This window comes from Ferrovibrio sp. (assembly GCF_025869515.1).
Taxonomy (GTDB): Bacteria; Pseudomonadota; Alphaproteobacteria; order Ferrovibrionales; family Ferrovibrionaceae; genus Ferrovibrio.
This window is the reverse complement of sequence record NZ_JAOZVR010000051.1, coordinates 39,743-57,003: the sequence shown is the minus strand read 5'-3', so window position 1 is coordinate 57,003 and position 17,261 is coordinate 39,743. Positions and strand designations below refer to the sequence as shown.

General features: G+C 65.2%; 14 protein-coding genes. 6 read left to right on the top strand and 8 right to left on the bottom strand.

The window, feature by feature from the left end; translation table 11 throughout:
• Nucleotides 1-5: 5 nt before the first annotated feature.
• Nucleotides 6-3,476: a DNA polymerase III subunit alpha gene (gene dnaE, locus OJJ21_RS08120; protein WP_297684945.1), complete on the bottom strand. Its 3,471-nt coding sequence runs from the start codon at nucleotides 3,474-3,476 to the stop codon at nucleotides 6-8.
• 292 nt (nucleotides 3,477-3,768) lie between these two features.
• Here dnaE and OJJ21_RS08115 point away from each other — a divergent pair, with 292 nt between their 5' ends.
• The 6 genes from OJJ21_RS08115 (at nucleotide 3,769) to OJJ21_RS08090 (ending at nucleotide 10,407) form a co-directional block, all read left to right on the top strand.
• Nucleotides 3,769-4,806, top strand: coding sequence for an aromatic ring-hydroxylating dioxygenase subunit alpha (locus tag OJJ21_RS08115; protein WP_297684943.1), 1,038 nt, complete (start codon nucleotides 3,769-3,771; stop codon nucleotides 4,804-4,806).
• Between the two features lie 241 nt (nucleotides 4,807-5,047).
• On the top strand, nucleotides 5,048-5,551 hold the full coding sequence (locus OJJ21_RS08110) for a sigma-70 family RNA polymerase sigma factor (RefSeq protein ID WP_297684941.1): 504 nt from the start codon (nucleotides 5,048-5,050) through the stop codon (nucleotides 5,549-5,551).
• A 58-nt stretch (nucleotides 5,552-5,609) separates the two neighbouring features.
• Nucleotides 5,610-6,560 (top strand): FecR domain-containing protein, encoded by a 951-nt coding sequence (locus OJJ21_RS08105; RefSeq protein WP_297684939.1) that lies wholly within the window; start codon nucleotides 5,610-5,612, stop codon nucleotides 6,558-6,560.
• Between the two features lie 89 nt (nucleotides 6,561-6,649).
• Complete coding sequence (locus OJJ21_RS08100) at nucleotides 6,650-9,100, top strand: TonB-dependent receptor (protein ID WP_297684937.1); 2,451 nt, start codon at nucleotides 6,650-6,652, stop codon at nucleotides 9,098-9,100.
• A gap of 142 nt (nucleotides 9,101-9,242) precedes the next feature.
• Nucleotides 9,243-9,770: a GNAT family N-acetyltransferase gene (locus tag OJJ21_RS08095; RefSeq protein WP_297684935.1), complete on the top strand. Its 528-nt coding sequence runs from the start codon at nucleotides 9,243-9,245 to the stop codon at nucleotides 9,768-9,770.
• Nucleotides 9,771-9,822: 52 nt separating this feature from the next.
• The gene (locus OJJ21_RS08090; RefSeq protein WP_297684933.1) at nucleotides 9,823-10,407 is read left to right on the top strand and encodes an NAD(P)H-dependent oxidoreductase; all 585 of its coding nucleotides are present in this window, start codon (nucleotides 9,823-9,825) and stop codon (nucleotides 10,405-10,407) included.
• An 8-nt stretch (nucleotides 10,408-10,415) separates the two neighbouring features.
• Here the strand turns inward: OJJ21_RS08090 and OJJ21_RS08085 are convergent, their stop codons facing one another.
• The 7 genes from OJJ21_RS08085 to OJJ21_RS08055 form a co-directional block, all read right to left on the bottom strand.
• Nucleotides 10,416-11,090 (bottom strand): ABC transporter ATP-binding protein, encoded by a 675-nt coding sequence (locus OJJ21_RS08085; RefSeq protein ID WP_297684931.1) that lies wholly within the window; start codon nucleotides 11,088-11,090, stop codon nucleotides 10,416-10,418.
• Between the two features lie 101 nt (nucleotides 11,091-11,191).
• The gene (locus OJJ21_RS08080) at nucleotides 11,192-12,445 is read right to left on the bottom strand and encodes a lipoprotein-releasing ABC transporter permease subunit (RefSeq protein ID WP_297684929.1); all 1,254 of its coding nucleotides are present in this window, start codon (nucleotides 12,443-12,445) and stop codon (nucleotides 11,192-11,194) included.
• Nucleotides 12,446-12,462: 17 nt separating this feature from the next.
• On the bottom strand, nucleotides 12,463-13,788 hold the full coding sequence (gene proS, locus OJJ21_RS08075) for a proline--tRNA ligase (RefSeq protein ID WP_297684927.1): 1,326 nt from the start codon (nucleotides 13,786-13,788) through the stop codon (nucleotides 12,463-12,465).
• Nucleotides 13,789-13,894: 106 nt separating this feature from the next.
• A complete protein-coding gene (locus OJJ21_RS08070) occupies nucleotides 13,895-14,452 on the bottom strand; it encodes a hypothetical protein (RefSeq protein WP_297684925.1) in 558 nt (185 codons plus the stop codon).
• Between the two features lie 353 nt (nucleotides 14,453-14,805).
• Nucleotides 14,806-15,063 (bottom strand): DUF1467 family protein, encoded by a 258-nt coding sequence (locus OJJ21_RS08065; RefSeq protein ID WP_297684923.1) that lies wholly within the window; start codon nucleotides 15,061-15,063, stop codon nucleotides 14,806-14,808.
• A 20-nt stretch (nucleotides 15,064-15,083) separates the two neighbouring features.
• Nucleotides 15,084-15,488, bottom strand: coding sequence for a methylmalonyl-CoA epimerase (gene mce / locus OJJ21_RS08060; RefSeq protein WP_297684921.1), 405 nt, complete (start codon nucleotides 15,486-15,488; stop codon nucleotides 15,084-15,086).
• Between the two features lie 108 nt (nucleotides 15,489-15,596).
• Nucleotides 15,597-17,261, bottom strand: coding sequence for a ribonuclease J (locus OJJ21_RS08055; protein WP_297684919.1), 1,665 nt, complete (start codon nucleotides 17,259-17,261; stop codon nucleotides 15,597-15,599).

Genomic DNA, 17,261 nt, shown 5'->3' with positions numbered 1-17,261 from the left:
TCACCTTAAATATCGTAAACCTCTAACACCCCCGGCAGCACGCGGATCTGGTGGCGCGTGGTCGGGTTGATCGAATAAGCCTGCGGCAGCTTAATCTCGGCTTCGATGCCGCCGGGCACGCCGGGCTCTTCCAGCTTGAGGCCGAGATAGACCTGGCCCCTGCCCTTGCCGGCCTTGTCGAGCAGGCTTCTGATCTGCGGCAGCGAGCGGTCGCTCTCCACCAGAATCCTGATGCCGGCGGCGGCCCGCGCCGCCACATCGTCCAGCTTCTCGATGCGCTGGCCGTTCAGGCGCGGCTGCTCGCCATCCACCTTGGCCGAGAGATTCCACACCACGTTGGTGCCGGGCTCCAGCAGCTCGCGATGCTGCGCCAGCACCTCGGAGAACAGCATCACCTCATACATGCCCGAGGCATCCGAACACTGGACGAAGGCGAAGCGGTTGCCGGTTTTCTGCGAGGTGCGTTCCTGTTTCGAGATCACCGTGCCGGCCACCTTGACGATCTGCTCGCTGGCATGCAGCTGCTTCAGCACATCGGCATAGCGTTTGACGCCGACGCGGTTGAGCGTCGCCTGATAGGCATCGAGCGGATGCGCCGAGAGATAGAAGCCGATCGCCTCGAATTCCTTGGCAAGCTGGTCCATCGGCGTCCAGGCCTCGCCCTCGGGCAGCTTGGGCAGGCGTTCTTCGGTCTTGCCGCCACCGAAGAGATTGACCTGGTTGCTGCTGCGCTCCTCGGCCTTGCTCTGGGCAAAGCGGACCAGCGTCTCCAGCGACGCCATCACCCTGGCGCGATTCTTTTCCAGGCCATCGAAGGCGCCGGCCTTGGCGATGTTTTCCAGCATGCGCTTGTTCAGCGCCGAGGGATCGACCCGGCCGGCAAAATCGAACAGCGACTTGAACGGGCCGTTCTTCTCGCGCTCGGCGACAATCTGCGCCATCGGCGCGGCGCCGACATTGCGCACGGCCGACAGCGCATACCGGATCGCGCCTTTCTCGTGGCGGTCGTATTCGACCGAGAATTCGACCTGCGAACGATTGATATCCGGCGGCAGCAGCGTGATGCCCTGGCGCGCACATTCCTGGCGAAACACGTTCAGCTTGTCGGTATTGGAGATATCCAGCGTCATCGAGGCGGCGATGAACTCGACCGGATAATTGGCCTTCAGATAGGCGGTCTGCCAGGCGACCAGCGCATAGGCGGCCGCATGGCTCTTGTTGAAACCGTAGCCGGCGAATTTCTCCACCAGCTCGAAGATGAAGGCGGCACGCTCGGCATCAACGCCCTTGGCCTTGGCGCCCTCGACGAAGCGGTCCTTCTGCGCATCCATCTCGGCCTTGATCTTCTTGCCCATGGCGCGGCGCAAGAGATCGGCATCGCCGAGCGAATAGCCGGCCAGGACCTTGGCGATTTCCATCACCTGTTCCTGATAGATGATGACGCCGTAGGTTTCCTCCAGCACCGGCTTGAGCCAGTCGTGCAGGTAATCCGGCTTTTCCCTGCCGTGCTTGCGGGCGATGTAGCTCGGGATGTTTTCCATCGGGCCCGGGCGATACAGCGCCACCAGCGCGATCAGGTCCTCGAAGGCATCGGGTTTCATGTTGCGCAGCATGTCGCGCATGCCGCTGCCTTCAAACTGGAACACGCCGACCGCATCGCCGCGTCCGAGCAGGTCGAAGGTGGGCTGATCGGAGAGCGGAATGCCGGCCAGCTCGATCGGCACGCCCCGGGCGCGGATCAGCGCGACGGCCTTTTCCAGCACGTCCAGCGTCTTCAGGCCGAGGAAGTCGAATTTCACCAGGCCGGCGGCCTCGGCGTATTTCATCGAGAACTGCGTCGCCGCCATCGAGGCATGCGGATCGCGATAGAGCGGCACCAGCTCGACCAGCGGCCGGTCGCCGATCACCACGCCGGCGGCATGGGTCGAGGCGTTGCGATACAGGCCCTCCAGCTTCAGCGCCACATCCATCATGCGGCCGACGGCTTCATCGCGGTCGCGTTCTTCGCGCAGGCGCACCTCTTCCTTGATCGCCTGCGCCAGGGTCACCGGATTGGCCGGGTTGTTGGGGATCAGCTTGCAGATGCGGTCGACCTGGCCGAGCGGCAGCTGCAGCACGCGACCGACGTCGCGCAAAGCCGCACGCGCCTGCAATTTGCCGAAGGTGATGATCTGCGCCACGTTGGCCGCGCCGTAGCGGGTCTGCACATAACGGATCACCTCGTCGCGGCGTTCCTGGCAGAAATCGATATCGAAGTCGGGCATCGAGACGCGTTCCGGATTGAGGAAGCGTTCGAACAGCAGGCCGAAGCGGAGCGGGTCGAGGTCGGTGATGGTCAGCGCCCAGGCAACCACCGAGCCGGCGCCCGAACCGCGGCCCGGACCCACGGCGATGCCCTTGCGTTTCGACCACTGGATGAAGTCGGCCACGATCAGGAAGTAGCCGGGGAATTTCATGTTGATGATCGTCTCGCATTCGAATTCGAGACGGTCGTAATAGACCTTGGCCTTGTCCGGGTCGGTGATGCCGATCTGCTGCAGGCGCTCTTCCAGGCCGTCGCGCGCCATGCGGCGCAGCATGTCGGCCTCGCTTTCCCCCGTACCGTCACCGAAATTGGGCAGGATCGGGGCGCGTTCGTTGGCCTTCACGGCGCAGCGCCGGGCGATCACCAGCGTGTTGTCGATGGCTTCGGGCAGGTCGGCGAACAGCACCCGCATCTCTTCGGCCGACTTGAAGCGGTGGTCGGGCGTCACCCGGCGGCGGTCCTGCTCGCTGACATAGGCGCCTTCGGCGATGCAGAGCAGCGCGTCATGCGCCTCGTACATATCCTCGTCGGGGAAATAGCAGTCGTTGGTGGCGACCAGCGGCAGGTTCAGCTCGTAGGCCAGGTCGAGCAGGCCGGGCTCGCTCTTGGCTTCCGAGGTCCAGCCGTGGCGCTGCAGTTCGACATAGAGCCGGCCGGGGAAAATCCCGGCCAGCGCGACCAGCTGTTCGCGCGCCGCTTCCATCTGGCCGTCCAGCAGCAGACGGGCAATCGGGCCGCCGGGGCCGCCGGTCAGACAGATCAGGCCGGTATTGCAGGCCTCCAGGTCTGCCCATTGGATCTGCGCCACCTCGCCCGGCGGCGGCTCCAGATAGGCCTTGGTCGAGAGCTTCATCAGGTTGGCGTAACCGGCCTCGGTCTGGGCCAGCAGCACGATCCGGTCGGGGTCGGGCTTGCGCAGGTTGCGGGCGCTCGGCTGGGCATGGTCGGCGCGGGCGAGGCTGAGCTGGCAGCCGATGATCGGCTGGATGCCCTTGCCGGCCATCTCCTTGGAGAATTCCAGCGCGCCGAACAGGTTGTTGGTATCGGTGATCGCCACCGCCGGCATGCGGTTGCGGTTGCACAGCTCGGCCAGCTTGGGCAGACGGATGGCGCCCTCGGTCAGCGAATAGGCGGTGTGGACGCGCAAATGGACGAAATCGGCGTGACTCATGAACCCCGGATGCAGCTGGATTTTCGATTCCCGTTCACGCTTTACGATACGCGACCTAGGGCCGCAAAACCAGAACGCATGGAATCCGAATCCCATAAGGAGTGTGGCGAAATTGTGTTGATTCCCAATATCTTGTGGATAAGTGCCGATTCCGGCCCAGGGTCAGGGGAACGCCTGCGGACGAATCCCAGATGCGGGAGAACGGAGCGAAAATCCGTCCTAGGATTAGCCAGCCGGGGTGCGTCGGCCTGTCGCTGGCTGCCACGACCCCGCGCATGCTAGGTAACCCGGTATGAGTGCCGCCACGCCCTTCCTGCTGAAAGACATCTGGTATTTCGCCCTGCCCGGCCACGATCTCAAGCCGGGCAAGACCAAAACCAAGATCCTGCTCAACGAGCCGGTGCTGTTTGGCCGGACGCGCGATGGTGAGGTCTTCGCCATCCGCGACATCTGCCCGCATCGCGGCGTGCCGCTGTCGGAAGGCAGCTTCGACGGCCAGGAGGTGCAGTGTCCCTACCATGGCTGGAAGTTCGGTCCGTCCGGCCAGTGCACCCATATCCCGTCGCTGGTCGAAGGCCAGGAGTTCGACATCGGCAAGATCAAGGTCCGCCGCTACCCGGTGCGGGAGCAGAACGGCCTGGTCTGGATCTGGATGGGCAAGGACGAGCCCGACCAGGAGCCGCCCGGCCTGCCCGACCTGCCGGCCGAGCTGCGCCCGACCCTGACCAAGGCGATGCTGTTCCCCTGCAGCATGGACCATGCCGTGGTCGGCCTGATGGACCCGGCCCATGTGCCCTTCATCCACCGCTCCTGGTACTGGCGCACCGGCCCGATCAAACTTAAGACAAAGTCTAAGGAATTCGGCCCAAGTCCTTATGGTTTCACGATGAAGCGGCACAAGCCGGCGATCACGCTGGCCTATCGCATCCTCGGCGCCGCGCCGGAAACCGAGATCAGCTTCCGCCTGCCCGGCGTGCGCATCGAGCATATCCGCATCGGCCGCAACAGCGTCTGGAACTTCACCGCCGTCACCCCGATCGACGACACCCAGACCGAGGTGACCAACATCTTCTTCTGGACCATGCCCTGGCTCAAGCTGCTGACTCCACTCGCACTTGTCGTCATGGACCATTTCCTGGGCCAGGACCGCGACATCCTGATCCGCCAGCAGCGCGGCCTGAAATACGACCCGACCCTGATGCTGATCCGCGACACCGATACGCAGGCGCGGTGGTATTACCAGCTCAAGAACGAATACCAGCGCGCCCGGGATGAAGGCCGGCCCTTCATGAATGCGGTGAAGGACACGGTCCTTCGCTGGCGCAGCTAATTTCGCCTTATTATTGAGCTGCAATGGCTTATGCTGGTTTATTGCCGGCTTAAGCCAGCTTATTCCCGGCTTATTTCTGCTTAGCCGGGGCTTATTTCGGCTTATTCCGTCTTATTTCGATTTCTCCTTGTCCAGCTCCGGTCGATGCACAACCGGTACGGAACATAGTGCGAACTTTATCCCGGACAAGGCCCTCATACGCTATTGCGAATTATTCGCATAATTACTAATCTGCCGCCGCATGGCGACTGATCTCGACACCCTGTTCCGCGAACACAGCCTGGAGCTGCGACGCTTCGCCTATCGCGAGACGCGCGACCGTGACCGGGCCGCCGACCTGGTGCAGGACACCTTCCTCCGCTATGCCAGCCAGCCGGCCGGCAGTTTCGGCATCGAGCAGCCGCGCTTTTTCCTCTGGCGCATCCTGCGCAACCTGGTGATCGACCTGCGCCGCAGGGAGCGCCGTCGTGGCGAACATGTCGGGCTCGACAGCATGGCCGACTCCCTGGCTGACCCTGCCCCCACCATCGACCGCCATCTCGAAGGCCGGCAGCAGCTCGCCCGCCTGCAGGCGGCGCTGAACGAACTGCCGGCGAACTGCCGCAGCGCCCTGCTGATGAACCGCCTCGACGGCATGGGCCACGCAGAAATCGCAAGCCGATTAAAGGTTTCCACCAGTATGGTGACAAAATACATCATGCGCGCGCTGCGCCATTGCGCGCGCCGCCTGGGACTGGACCGCTGAGCCAGCTCCATCCTTTCCGCTGTCGTTCCAGCCGGCAGCATCGTCTGACTCCATGCCCATGACCGCACGCCCCGCCTCTGCCCCCGTCCCAGCCGACCAGCTCGATGCGCCGCTCGATCCCCTGAGCGAGACCGCGCTGGAATGGCTGGTGCGCCTGCATGACGGCACCGCCGGCGAGGCCGACTGGGCCGCCTATGACAGCTGGCAGGCCGCAGGCCCCGAGCATCGGTCGGCAGCATTGCGTGCGGAACGCCTGTGGGAAGGCCTGGGCGCGGCCCTGCATCGCCCGCGCCGGCGCACACGCCCGCTGCTGGCCCTGCTGCTCGTCGGCCTCGGCCTGCTCGGTCTGGGGGCCGCCCTGCTGCCGGACGGCGATATCAGCACCGCCACAGGCGAACGCCGGCAGATGACGCTGGCCGATGGCTCGGCGCTGCTGCTGGATGCCGAGACCAGCCTGGATATCGAGATCACGCCAGAGCATCGCCGCCTGCACCTGCATCGCGGCGCCCTGCATGTGACGGTGGCGCCCGATCCGGCCCGCCCCTTCGAGGTGATCGCCGCCGGCACCACCACCCGGGCGCTGGGCACCGCCTTCGAGGTACGCCGGCGCGACGACAGCGTGCAGGTGACGGTGACCGAGCATGCCGTGCGCGTCAGCGCCCCAGACGGAAGCAGCCGCGCGGTGCAGAGCGGCCAGAGCCTGCGCTATGGCCCCGCCACCGGCCTGCAGACGGCACAGCCGGCGAATCTGGCCAGCCTGACCGCCTGGCAGCGCGGCCGCCTGGTCTTCGACGGCCAGCCGCTGGGCGATGTGGTGGCCGACATGCAGCGCTATCGCCGCGGCCTGATCCTGATCAGCGATGCGCGGCTGCGGGCGCTGCCGGTCACCGGCGTGTTTGCCACCGGCGACAGCGATGGCCTGGTGGAGGCCATCGCCGCCAGCCTGCCGGTGCGGGTGCTGCGCCTGCCGCTGGTCACCGTCATCCGGCCCATCGCGGCGGCCGACTGAGAATTTTTGAAAAACTGCTGTCGTGTCCCGGCCGTGCGGCGTCTTTCCCTTTGAGAGTGAGTCGCAGTTTCCTCTGGGGGATTTCCGTAATGACTGAGTTTTCCGGCGCGCGCGCCCGTCTGGCCATGATCCTGCTGGCCTCAACCGTGCTGACGCCTGCCGCCGTTCAGGCACAGTCCGCCGATATCCAGGTCGCCCAGGCGGTCGTCCTGCAGAGCTACAGCATCCCGGCCGGCCCGCTCGGCGCCGCGCTGACCGCCTTCGGCGAACGCGCCGGCCTGCGCCTGCTGGTCAGCAGCGAGCTGCTGGCCGGGCGCCAGTCGACGGCCGTCACCGGCCAGTTGACCGCCGAACAGGCGCTGCAGCGCCTGCTGACCGGCACCGGACTGACGTACCGCTTCACCGGCAACAACGGCGTCACGGTGGTGGAGATTCCGAAAAGCGGCGCCGCCACCGTGCTGCCGCCGGTGACCATCGAAGGTCGCGGCGACAGCGTGCCGTCGACTGCCATGATCGGCAATCTGCCGCCCGCCTATGCCGGCGGCCAGGTGGCGCGCGGCAGCCAGCTGGGCCTGCTCGGCAACCGCGACATCATGGATACGCCCTTCAACACCACGACCTATACCGCCAAGGCGATGCAGGACCAGCAGGCCCGCACCATCGCCGATGTGCTGGACAACGACCCGTCGGTACGCACCACCACCACGCGCGGCAGCTACGACATCCAGTACAAGATCCGCGGCTTCGACGTGCCGAACGACGACGTTGCCTTCAACGGCCTCTATGGCATCGTGCCGCGCCAGACCGCCGGCGTGGAATATGCCGAGCGGGTCGAGACCCTGCGCGGCCCCAGTGCCATGCTGGGCGGCATCAAGCCCGAAGGCTCGGTGGGCGGCGACATCAACATCGTGCCCAAGCGCGCCGAGGACGAGCCGCTGACCCGGCTGACCTTCGGTTACATGTCGGAGGCCAATTTCGGTACCCATGTCGATATCGGCCGCCGGGCCGGCGAGCGCAGCCAGTATGGCCTCCGCTTCAACGGCGCCTATCGCAATGGCGAGACCGCCACCGATGGCGTGGACCAGGAATACGGCCTGGGCGCCGTCGGCCTCGACCTGCGGGGCGAACGGGTGCGTATCTCGCTCGATGCCGGCTACCAGGCGCAGAACACCACGCAGCCGGTCGGCTTCATCAACCTGCAGAGCGGCCTGAGCATCATCCCGAATGCCCCGGATGCCAGCGACAGCTTTCTGGCGCCCTGGAGCTTTGCCGAAACCCGCGACCTGTTCGGCGTGGTGCGCGGCGAGGTCGACCTGACCGACCGCGTCACCGCCTTTGCCGCCTTCGGCGCGCGGCGCTCGTCCAACACCACCTTCGGCCAGGCGGTCTATGTCGATGCGGCGGGCAATTTCGGCAACAGCGCCTCCTCCTCCCAGAACGGCGCCAGCTACATTTATTCCGAGTTCAACACGCTGGCCGGCGAAACCGGTCTGCGCGGCGATTTCGAGACCGGTGACGTGAAGCACAATGTTTCTCTGGCGGTGAACGCCGCCCGGCTGGAGAACGGCTACACCTTCAACTCCTACACAACGACAGCATCGAACATCTACAACCCGCTGTCGGTGACGGAACCCAGCCATTCCAACTTCAGCACCTATGCGCCCAAACTGGGCGAGAAGACCCTGCAGTCGATCGGCCTGGCCGATACCCTGTCCTTCTTTGATGACCGCATCCAGTGGACGGTCGGCGGCCGGCTGCAGCGGGTGAACACGATCAACTTCGTCGCCACCGGCGGCCAGACCACCAGCTTCGACGAACGGGCCTTCTCGCCGATGACCGGCCTGGTGGTGAAGCCGTGGGAGACTGTCTCGGTCTACGGCAACTACATCGAGGGCCTGTCGCCCGGCGAAAAGAACGACACCACCGGCCTGACCAACAAGGGCGTCTACCTGGCGCCCTACAAGACCCAGCAGTATGAAGCCGGCGTGAAACTGGACCATGGCAGTTTCGCCACCACCCTGAGCGTGTTCCAGATCAGCAAGCCGAATGGCATCATCGTCAACAACACCTTCACGGACGATGGCGAGCAGCGCAATCGCGGCATCGAGCTGTCCACCTTCGGCAGCCTGACCGACGACCTGCGCATCCTGGGCGGCGTCACCTATATCAAGGCCGAGCAGACCAAGACCGCCAGCGGCACCAACGACGGCAAGGCCGCCATCGGCGTGCCCGAGACCTATCTCAATCTCGGCGTCGAATACGACACCTGGTTCGACCGGGACCTGACCCTGACGGCCCGCATGATCCATACCGGATCGCAATATGCCAATGCCGGCAATACGCTGAGCATTCCGTCCTGGCAGCGCTTCGATATCGGCGCGCGCTACCGCCTGGAGACGCGCGGCACCCCGGTGACGATCCGCGCCAATATCGAGAACCTGTTCGACGCCAATTACTGGACCTCGACCAATCGCGGCTTCGAAAGCCTGTCGCTGGGCGCGCCGCGCACTTTCCTGCTCTCGGCCAGCGTGGATTTCTGAGCCGCGCGAAACGGCTGCCAGACGGAAAGGGCCGGATCGCTCCGGCCCTTTTATGTCAGCATTATTGTCCGGGTGACATTTCTCCGGCTTGACCGGAGCGGCGGCTTTCATTGGGATGCCGGTCCGTTTCCGGAGAGAATGCATGGTCCAGCTTGAAACCGCCCGCCTGATCCTGCGCCCGCCGGCGAAAGAGGATTTCGACGCCTGGAGTCACTGGGCCGCCGACGAAGAAGCCATGAAGCATCTCGGCGGCGTGTTGCCGCCGGCCGCGGTCTGGCGCTCGATCCGCATCATGGCCGGCAACTGGGCGCTGGACGGCTATTCGATGTTTTCGGTGATCGAGAAGGCGACCGGCCGCTGGATCGGCCGCCTCGGCCCCTGGCAGCCGCATGACTGGCCGGGCACCGAAGTGGGCTGGGGCCTGGTGCGCGAGGCCTGGGGCAAGGGCTACGCCACCGAAGGCGCCACGGCCACCATCGACTGGGCCTTCGACCATCTCGGCTGGACCGAGGTGATCCATACCATCGTGCCGGAGAACGTGAACTCGCAGAAGGTGGCCCAGCGGCTGGGCTCGACCATCCTGCGCGACGGCTGGCTGCCGGCGCCGCTCAATATGGCGACGGTGGTCTGGGGCCAGACGCGGGAGCAGTGGAAGGCACGGCGGCGCTGACGCATGACCCAGATCAAAGCGGACCTCCGGCCGCCGGTGCAGCCTGCCAACCATGTACCGCCGTATCGTGATTCTGCAGGGCCATCCCGACCCTGACCAGGCCCGGCTGGGCCGTGCCCTGGCCGATGCCTATGCCTATGGCGCCATGTCGGCCGGCCACGACATCCGCCGCATCGACATCGCCGCGCTGGATATTCCGTTCCTGCGCGGACAGGACGAGTTCGAAAATGGCACCCCGCCGCCGCCACTGGCGGAGGCGCAGGAGGCGCTGGCCTGGGCCGAGCATGTGGTGGTGTTTTTTCCGCTCTGGCTCGGCGACATGCCGGCCAGGCTGAAGGCGTTTTTCGAACAGGTGCTGCGACCGGGTTTCGCCTTCGCCTATCGCGCCAAGGGCTTTCCGGAGAAGCGCCTCGCCGGCCGCACCGGCCATGTGGTCATCACCATGGGCATGCCGGCCTTCGCCTATCGCTGGTTCTACTGCGGTCACAGCCTGCGCCTGCTCAAGCGCAATATCCTCGGCTTCGTCGGCATCGCGCCGGTGGCCGACACGATCTACGGCAGCATTGCCGGCGCCAGCGCGGAACAACGCGAGCTCTGGCTGGAAGAGATGCAGGCACTCGGCGCGCGCGCCGGCTGACCCGTCACTCAGGTGGCCAGCCTGCCCTCATGCAGCGTCACCACGCGGTCCATGCGTTTGGCCAGCTCCAGGTTATGGGTGGCGATCAGCGCGCCGATACCGCTGTTGCGCACCAGGCCGGTCAGTTCGCCGAACACGATCTCGGCGGTCTTTTCATCCAGGTTGCCGGTCGGCTCGTCCGCCAGCAGCAGATCCGGCTTGCCGACCACGGCACGCGCAATCGCCACGCGCTGCTGCTCGCCGCCCGACAGCCGCGCCGGGCGGTGGTCGAGGCGATGGCCCAGGCCAAGATGCGTGAGCAGATCGCCGGCGGTGCGTTTGGCCTCACCGGCGCCCTGCCCGCGCACGCGCAGCGGCATGGCGGCATTTTCCAGCGCCGAGAATTCCGGCAGCAGGTGATGATACTGGTAGACGAAGCCGATCCGGTGGCGCCGGGTCAGCGTGCGCTCGGCGTCGTTCATGGCGCTGCAATCCTGCCCGCCGATGACGATGCGGCCGGACGACGGCTGCTCCAGCAGGCCGGCGATATGGAGAAGTGTCGACTTGCCCGAGCCGGACGGACCCAGCAGCGCGACGATCTCGCCGCGCTTCACACTGAGATCGACGCCGCGCAGCACGGCGATGTCCTCGCCGCCCTGTCTGAACACGCGCTGGATGTTTTCGAGGACAAGCACGTCAGACATGACGGGCACCAAATGGGACGCGCGGGTCAAGCCCGCGAGTGACGGTTTTAGTGTGTTTGTCATGCCCGGGCTTGACCCGGGCATCCCATTTCACTTTGACCTCACTCATACCGCAGCGCCTCCACCGGATCGAGGCGGGCGGCGCGCCAGCTGGGATAGAGCGTGGCCAGCAGGGTGAGGGTCAGGCCCATGATCACCACGTAAACCACCTCGGTGCTGTCGACCTTGGCCGGCAGCTGCGAGAGGAAATAGATCTCGGCCGGGAAGAGCTGCCAGCCGGTCATGGCCTGCAGCGCCTGGCGGATGCTTTCGATATTGAGCGCGAAGGCCAGGCCGAGCGCGAAGCCCGAGCCGGTGCCCAGCACGCCGATGCTGGCGCCGGCGATGACGAATATCCGCATGATGGTGCCGCGCGCCGTGCCCATGGTGCGCAGGATGGCGATATCCCTGCCCTTGTCCTTCACCAGCATGATCATGCTGGAAATGATATTGAAGGCCGCCACCACGATGATCAGGGTGAGGATCAGGAACATCACATTGCGTTCCACCTCCAGCGCGCTGACGAACTGCGCATTGGCCTGCTGCCAGTCGTAGAGCCGGTAATTGGGTCCGAGCCGCTGCATGATGGCGCGGGCGGCCTCGCGGGCCTTGAGCGGATCGACCAGCCGCACTTCCACCGAACTGGCCATGTTCTGCAGGCGGAAATAGGTCTGCGCCGCCTCGAAGGGCAGATAGATGAAGGCGCTGTCGTATTCGAACATGCCGACATCGAAGACGGCGGCGACGCGGTAGCGCACCAGCCGCGGCACGCTGCCGAAGGGCGTGGCGTTGGTCTGCGGCGAGATCAGGGTGATCTGGTCGCCGACACGCAGGCCGAGCTTGCGCGCCAGGCGGTGGCCGATCACGGCGGCGTCGTCGCCATGGAAATCGCGCAAGGAACCCTCGCGGATACCCTTGGCGATGGCGCTCTCTTTCGCCAGGTCTTCCGGCCGCACGCCGCGCACGGCGGCGCCGGACGAGCCGCGATCCGCCGTGGCCATCACCTGGCCCTCGACGATCGGATTGGCCATCACCACGCCGGGCATCTGGCCCACCGCATCGGTGACGAACTGGAAGTCGCGGATGACCGGCGCGGATTCGGACTGGATGGTCAGGTGGCCGTTGAGGCCGAGGATGCGGCCGAGCAGCTCGGCGCGGAAGCCGTTCATCACGCTCATCACGATGATCAGCGTCGCCACCCCGAGCATGATGCCGAGGAAGCTGAAGATCGCGATCACCGAGATGAAGCCCTCCTGCCGCCGCGCCCGTAAATACCGCAGGGCGAGCATCCATTCAAAACGCGAGAAGAAGGGCATGCGATGTCCGGAGCTGATTACACTTTAGCGGCGGCGAGCTTGTTCAGCGCGGCCTCGACCGAAAGTTCCTGTTTTTCGCCGCTGGCGCGGTTCTTGATCTCGACCACGCCGGCCTTCAGGCCGCGCGGACCGACCGTCACCTGCCAGGGCAGACCGATCAGGTCCATGGTGGCGAATTTGGCGCCGGCGCGTTCGTCGCGGTCATCCAGCAGCACATCCAGCCCGGCCGCCTTCAGCTTGCCGTAGAGATCGTCGCTGGCTTTGTCGCAGTCGGCATCGCCGGCCTTCAGGTTGATCAGCCCGACATGAAAGGGCGCCACGCTCATCGGCCAGATGATGCCGGCCTCGTCATGGCTGGCCTCGATGATGCCGCCGACCAGACGCGACACGCCGACGCCATAGGAGCCCATCTCCAGCGTGATGCTCTCGCCGCCCGGACCCTGCACCACCGCGCCCATCGGCTTGGAATACTTGGTGCCGAAATAGAAGATATGGCCCACTTCAATACCGCGGGCCGCCACCTGGCGTTCCTTCGGCAAAGCCTCGAAGCGGGCGGCATCGTGCTTTTCCTCGGTCGCCGCATAGGGGGCGGTCCAGGAATCGACGATCGGCTGCAGGTCGCTGCTGTAATCCACGCCCTCGCCCAGCACGTCGCGCTCGATCAGTGCCCTGTCGCAGAACACGCCGCTTTCGCCGGTCTCGGCCAGCACGATGAATTCATGGCTGAGGTCGCCGCCGATCGGCCCGGTATCGGCCTGCATCGGGATCGCCTTCAGGCCCAGGCGCGCGAAGGTGCGCAGGTAGGCGACGAACATGCGGTTGTAGGACCGGCGTGCGGCGGCCTGGTCGAGATCGAAGGAATAGGCATCCTTCATCAGGAATTCGCGGCCGCGCATGACGCCGAAGCGCGGGCGCACCTCGTCGCGGAATTTCCACTGGATGTGGTAGAGAATTTTCGGCAGGTCGCGATAGCTCTTGAATTCCGTCGCGATGATGTCGGTGAGCATTTCCTCGTTGGTCGGGCCATACAGCATCGGCCGCTCGTGGCGGTCGGTGATGCGCAGCATCTCCTTGCCGTAATCCTCATACCGGCCGCTCTTCTGCCACAGTTCGGCCGACTGGATGGTCGGCATCAGCAGTTCCTGGGCGCCGGCATTGTCCTGCTCCTCGCGCACGATCTGCTCGATCTTCTTCAGCACGCGATGGCCGAGCGGCAGCCAGGCATAGATGCCGGCGGCGGTCTGGCGCACCATGCCGGCGCGCAGCATCAGCCGGTGGCTGACGATCTGGGCTTCGGAGGGGTTTTCCTTGAGAACGGGCAGGAAGAAACTGCTGAGCCGCATAGGTCTGGTTATCCTGAATTATCGTGCGGTGATGGCGGGATAATGGGGCGTTTTTAAGGCCCAGTCCTGCTGACTGCAATGGCCCCCTTGCTGCAATGCCCGGCTGTCAGCGTTTGGGGGGCTGGGCCTTGGTCAGGTAATCCCGGCAGGCCACGGCAATGGCGTCTTCCGTGGTCGGCTCCAGCGGCTTGCCGTTGAAAGCCAGCTTGCCGGTCAGCGGATCGACGCTGAGCGTGGCGATGCGCAGCCGGGACTCTTCCTTCACCGCGGTGGGCACCTGCGACAGGCCCGGCAGGCCGCTGAGCGGCATGCGGATCGGCAGCTCGATCATGCCGTCCAGCGGCAGCGGATTGCTGCCCGGCAGATCGGCGGGCGCAATCGGGCGACCTTTGGAATCGACATCGCGGCCAGGCTGGTAATTCACGTCCGGCGCGGGCTGGTGCGCGGTCACCATGCCGCGCTGGGCCAGCAGGCGGCGGCATTCCTTCGCATCCAGGGCAACGACGACGGGTAAATCCCCCGGCCCTTCGGCCTTTGGGGCAGCCCTGGCGCCCGAGTCGGGGGCTTTGGGCGGGGATTTCGTAGGCTGACTACCTGTCTGCGCCTGCCCGGCCAGCGGTAGCAGCAGCAGTCCGAGCAGCAGGGTGGTCGGAATCCGGAGCATCTGGGCACTCTGTACCGGCATTATTACCATTTTGTTAGGAGGTCATAACTTTTTGGATGACAACGCTTTCATCATTCGGTATAGAAAATACGCAACCGCTTGGTAACAGGCGGCCCAAGTCTGGGGAGGCTTAAACTTACCCGTGCGAGACGGGGTCCGGAGCGAGGCATGTCCTTGCTCCTTTCTTTTTTGTGCATACCCCTTCCGAAAATCACGCCTATAGGTTGAGTAATCCGGCTGAAATCAGCCTTCGCTCCCCATGAACGGCCAAAACCGGGCCAGGCCCCGGATTTCCGATCTCAAATTCGAAAATTTCTGCCCTGTACAGGGCTTTTCCGCGCAGGCTTTTCCGCCTAGCGGTCGAAGCGCGCGCTCAGGCCCAGCAGGTCGTAAGTGCCGACCACGTAATAAATCCCGAACAGCACGCAGCTGATCCCGAAGGTCAGCAGGAATTTGAAGCCGAGGCGCGGGTTGGCCGGCGCGGAATCGGCCTGGCCGGGCAGCTTCGCCTCACCGGCCTCTTCGGCGGTCTTCACACCGATCGGCAGCACGCAGAACAGCGTCACCATGTAGATGATGACGAAAGCGATTCCGTTATTGAACCAGGTCACGCTGCTGAACTCCGCTGCCGTCAGACCTGTTCGATCTCAACCAGCGTGCCGGCGAAATCCTTCGGATGCAGGAACAGCACCGGCTTGCCATGCGCGCCGATCTTCGGCTCGCCGTCGCCGAGCACGCGGGCGCCCTGCGCCTTCAGCCGGTCGCGTGCCGCGATGATGTCTTCCACCTCGTAGCAGACATGGTGCATGCCCCCCGAGGGATTGTTGGCGAGAAATTTCGCGATGGTGGAATTCTCGCCCAGCGGATGCAGCAGCTCGATCTTGGTGTTGGGCAGTTCGACGAACACCACGGTCACGCCATGGTCGGGCTGCGCCAGCGGCGCCGACACCCTGGCGCCGAGCGTATCGGCATACATGGCGGCGGCGGCGGCGAGGTCCGGAACGGCAATGGCGACGTGGTTGAGGCGACCGATCATGGACGGGATTCCCTGCTGGCTTTTCTGCACCGCAATATGGGGCCGAAAGCGGCAGCCGGCAAGCCGGTGGCCAGTAAGACGGCGGAAAGTCGCAGCGCCGCGCGGAACTTACCCCTGCGGCAGGCGGACGATCTGCACCTGGCAGACCGGCTTGCGCCCGGTCAGGCCGCGCAGGTAGCCGCGCATGGCCCGCAGCGCCGCCTGCTCCAGCGCGGCATCGTCGCGGGCGGCGGATTTCAGCAGCACCAGCGCATCGGCGATCTCGTCGGCGATCTCGGCCTCGATATCCTCGATGTCGTAATTCACCACGCCGGCCAGCAGCACCTGTGGCGGCGCGCGCAGGCTGCCGCGTTCGTCCACCACCAGGGTCACGGCGGCGGCACCGTTGAAGGCGAGCTTGCGCCGCACCTGCAGGGTGCCGCCCTGGATCGGGATCAGTTCGTCGCCGTCGATCGCCAGCCGGCCGGCCGGCACCTGCTCCACCACATCGGGGGCGCCGGGCGCCAGTCGGATCAGGTCGCCGTTGCGCGGCACGATGCCGTGCGGCACCTGCAGGCTCTGGGCGAAGCGCGCATGCTCCACCAGATGGCGCGGTTCGCCATGCACCGGCACGGCGATCTGCGGCCGTACCAGCGCATACATCTCGGCCAGTTCGTCGCGCGAGGGATGGCCGGAGACATGCACGAAGGCATCCTTCTCGGTGATCACCTCGATGCCGCGGCTGACCAGTTCGTTATGCAGCTTGAACAGCGTGCGCTCATTGCCGGGGATGATCTTGGACGAGAACACCACCGTATCGCCGGGCGAGACCACGGCATGCGGATGGCTGCCGAAGGCGATGCGCGCCATGGCGCCGCGCGGCTCGCCCTGGCAACCGGTGCAGATATACATGATCTTCTCGCGCGGCAGGAAACCGGCCTCGCGGTCGTCCACCTGATTGGGGATATGCTTCAGGTAACCGTTCTCCTGCGCCGCCGCCAGGAAACGGTGCAGCGAACGGCCGATCAGGCAGATATGGCGGCCGAGTTCGTTCGCCACGGTGAACAGGGTTTCCAGCCGGGCTAGATTTGATGAAAAGGTGGTGACGGCAATGCGGCCGGGCTTGTCGCGCAGCAGCGGGATCAGGCTGTCATGCACCTCGCCTTCGGAGCCCGAACTGCCGCGGCTGAACACATTGGTGCTGTCGCAAACCAGCGCCAGCACGCCCCTGTCGCCATAGCCGCGCAGCGCCTCGACCTCGGTCTGCGGGCCCAGCATCGGGCGCGGATCGAGCTTCCAGTCGCCGGTATGCAGCACGGTGCCCTGCGGCGTCTCGATGGCCAGCGCCTGGCTCTCCGGCGTCGAATGGGTGATGTTCATCGAGCGGATCCTGAACGGCCCCAGTTCGATCAGGTCGCCCGGCTGATAGATATGCAGCGGCACGTCGTCGACCATGCCCTTCTCGGCCAGCTTGCGGCGCAGCACGCTGGCAGCGAAGCCGGTGGCCCAGACCGGGCATTGCAATTCATCCCAGCAATGGCTGATGGCACCGAGATGGTCCTCATGCGCATGGGTCAGCACAAGGCCGAGCAGCTGGTCGCGACGGTCGGCGATCCAGGTGACATCAGGCACGATCATGTCAACGCCGGGCATGGCGTCATCGGCAAAGCTGGTGCCGAGATCGACCATCAGCCACTGGTCGTTGTAGCCGTAGAGATTGAGATTCATCCCGATCTCGTTCACGCCGCCGAGCGGCAGAAAATACAGGCTGTCTTTTTTGAGGCGGGCTGACAT

Coding starts and splice junctions, on each gene's coding strand:
- dnaE (WP_297684945.1), bottom strand. CDS start 3,476: ATGAGTCACGCCGATTTCGTCCATTTGCGCGTCCACACCGCCTATTCG.
- OJJ21_RS08115 (WP_297684943.1), top strand. CDS start 3,769: ATGAGTGCCGCCACGCCCTTCCTGCTGAAAGACATCTGGTATTTCGCC.
- OJJ21_RS08110 (WP_297684941.1), top strand. CDS start 5,048: ATGGCGACTGATCTCGACACCCTGTTCCGCGAACACAGCCTGGAGCTG.
- OJJ21_RS08105 (WP_297684939.1), top strand. CDS start 5,610: ATGACCGCACGCCCCGCCTCTGCCCCCGTCCCAGCCGACCAGCTCGAT.
- OJJ21_RS08100 (WP_297684937.1), top strand. CDS start 6,650: ATGACTGAGTTTTCCGGCGCGCGCGCCCGTCTGGCCATGATCCTGCTG.
- OJJ21_RS08095 (WP_297684935.1), top strand. CDS start 9,243: ATGGTCCAGCTTGAAACCGCCCGCCTGATCCTGCGCCCGCCGGCGAAA.
- OJJ21_RS08090 (WP_297684933.1), top strand. CDS start 9,823: ATGTACCGCCGTATCGTGATTCTGCAGGGCCATCCCGACCCTGACCAG.
- OJJ21_RS08085 (WP_297684931.1), bottom strand. CDS start 11,090: ATGTCTGACGTGCTTGTCCTCGAAAACATCCAGCGCGTGTTCAGACAG.
- OJJ21_RS08080 (WP_297684929.1), bottom strand. CDS start 12,445: ATGCCCTTCTTCTCGCGTTTTGAATGGATGCTCGCCCTGCGGTATTTA.
- proS (WP_297684927.1), bottom strand. CDS start 13,788: ATGCGGCTCAGCAGTTTCTTCCTGCCCGTTCTCAAGGAAAACCCCTCC.
- OJJ21_RS08070 (WP_297684925.1), bottom strand. CDS start 14,452: ATGCTCCGGATTCCGACCACCCTGCTGCTCGGACTGCTGCTGCTACCG.
- mce (WP_297684921.1), bottom strand. CDS start 15,488: ATGATCGGTCGCCTCAACCACGTCGCCATTGCCGTTCCGGACCTCGCC.
- OJJ21_RS08055 (WP_297684919.1), bottom strand. CDS start 17,261: ATGTCAGCCCGCCTCAAAAAAGACAGCCTGTATTTTCTGCCGCTCGGC.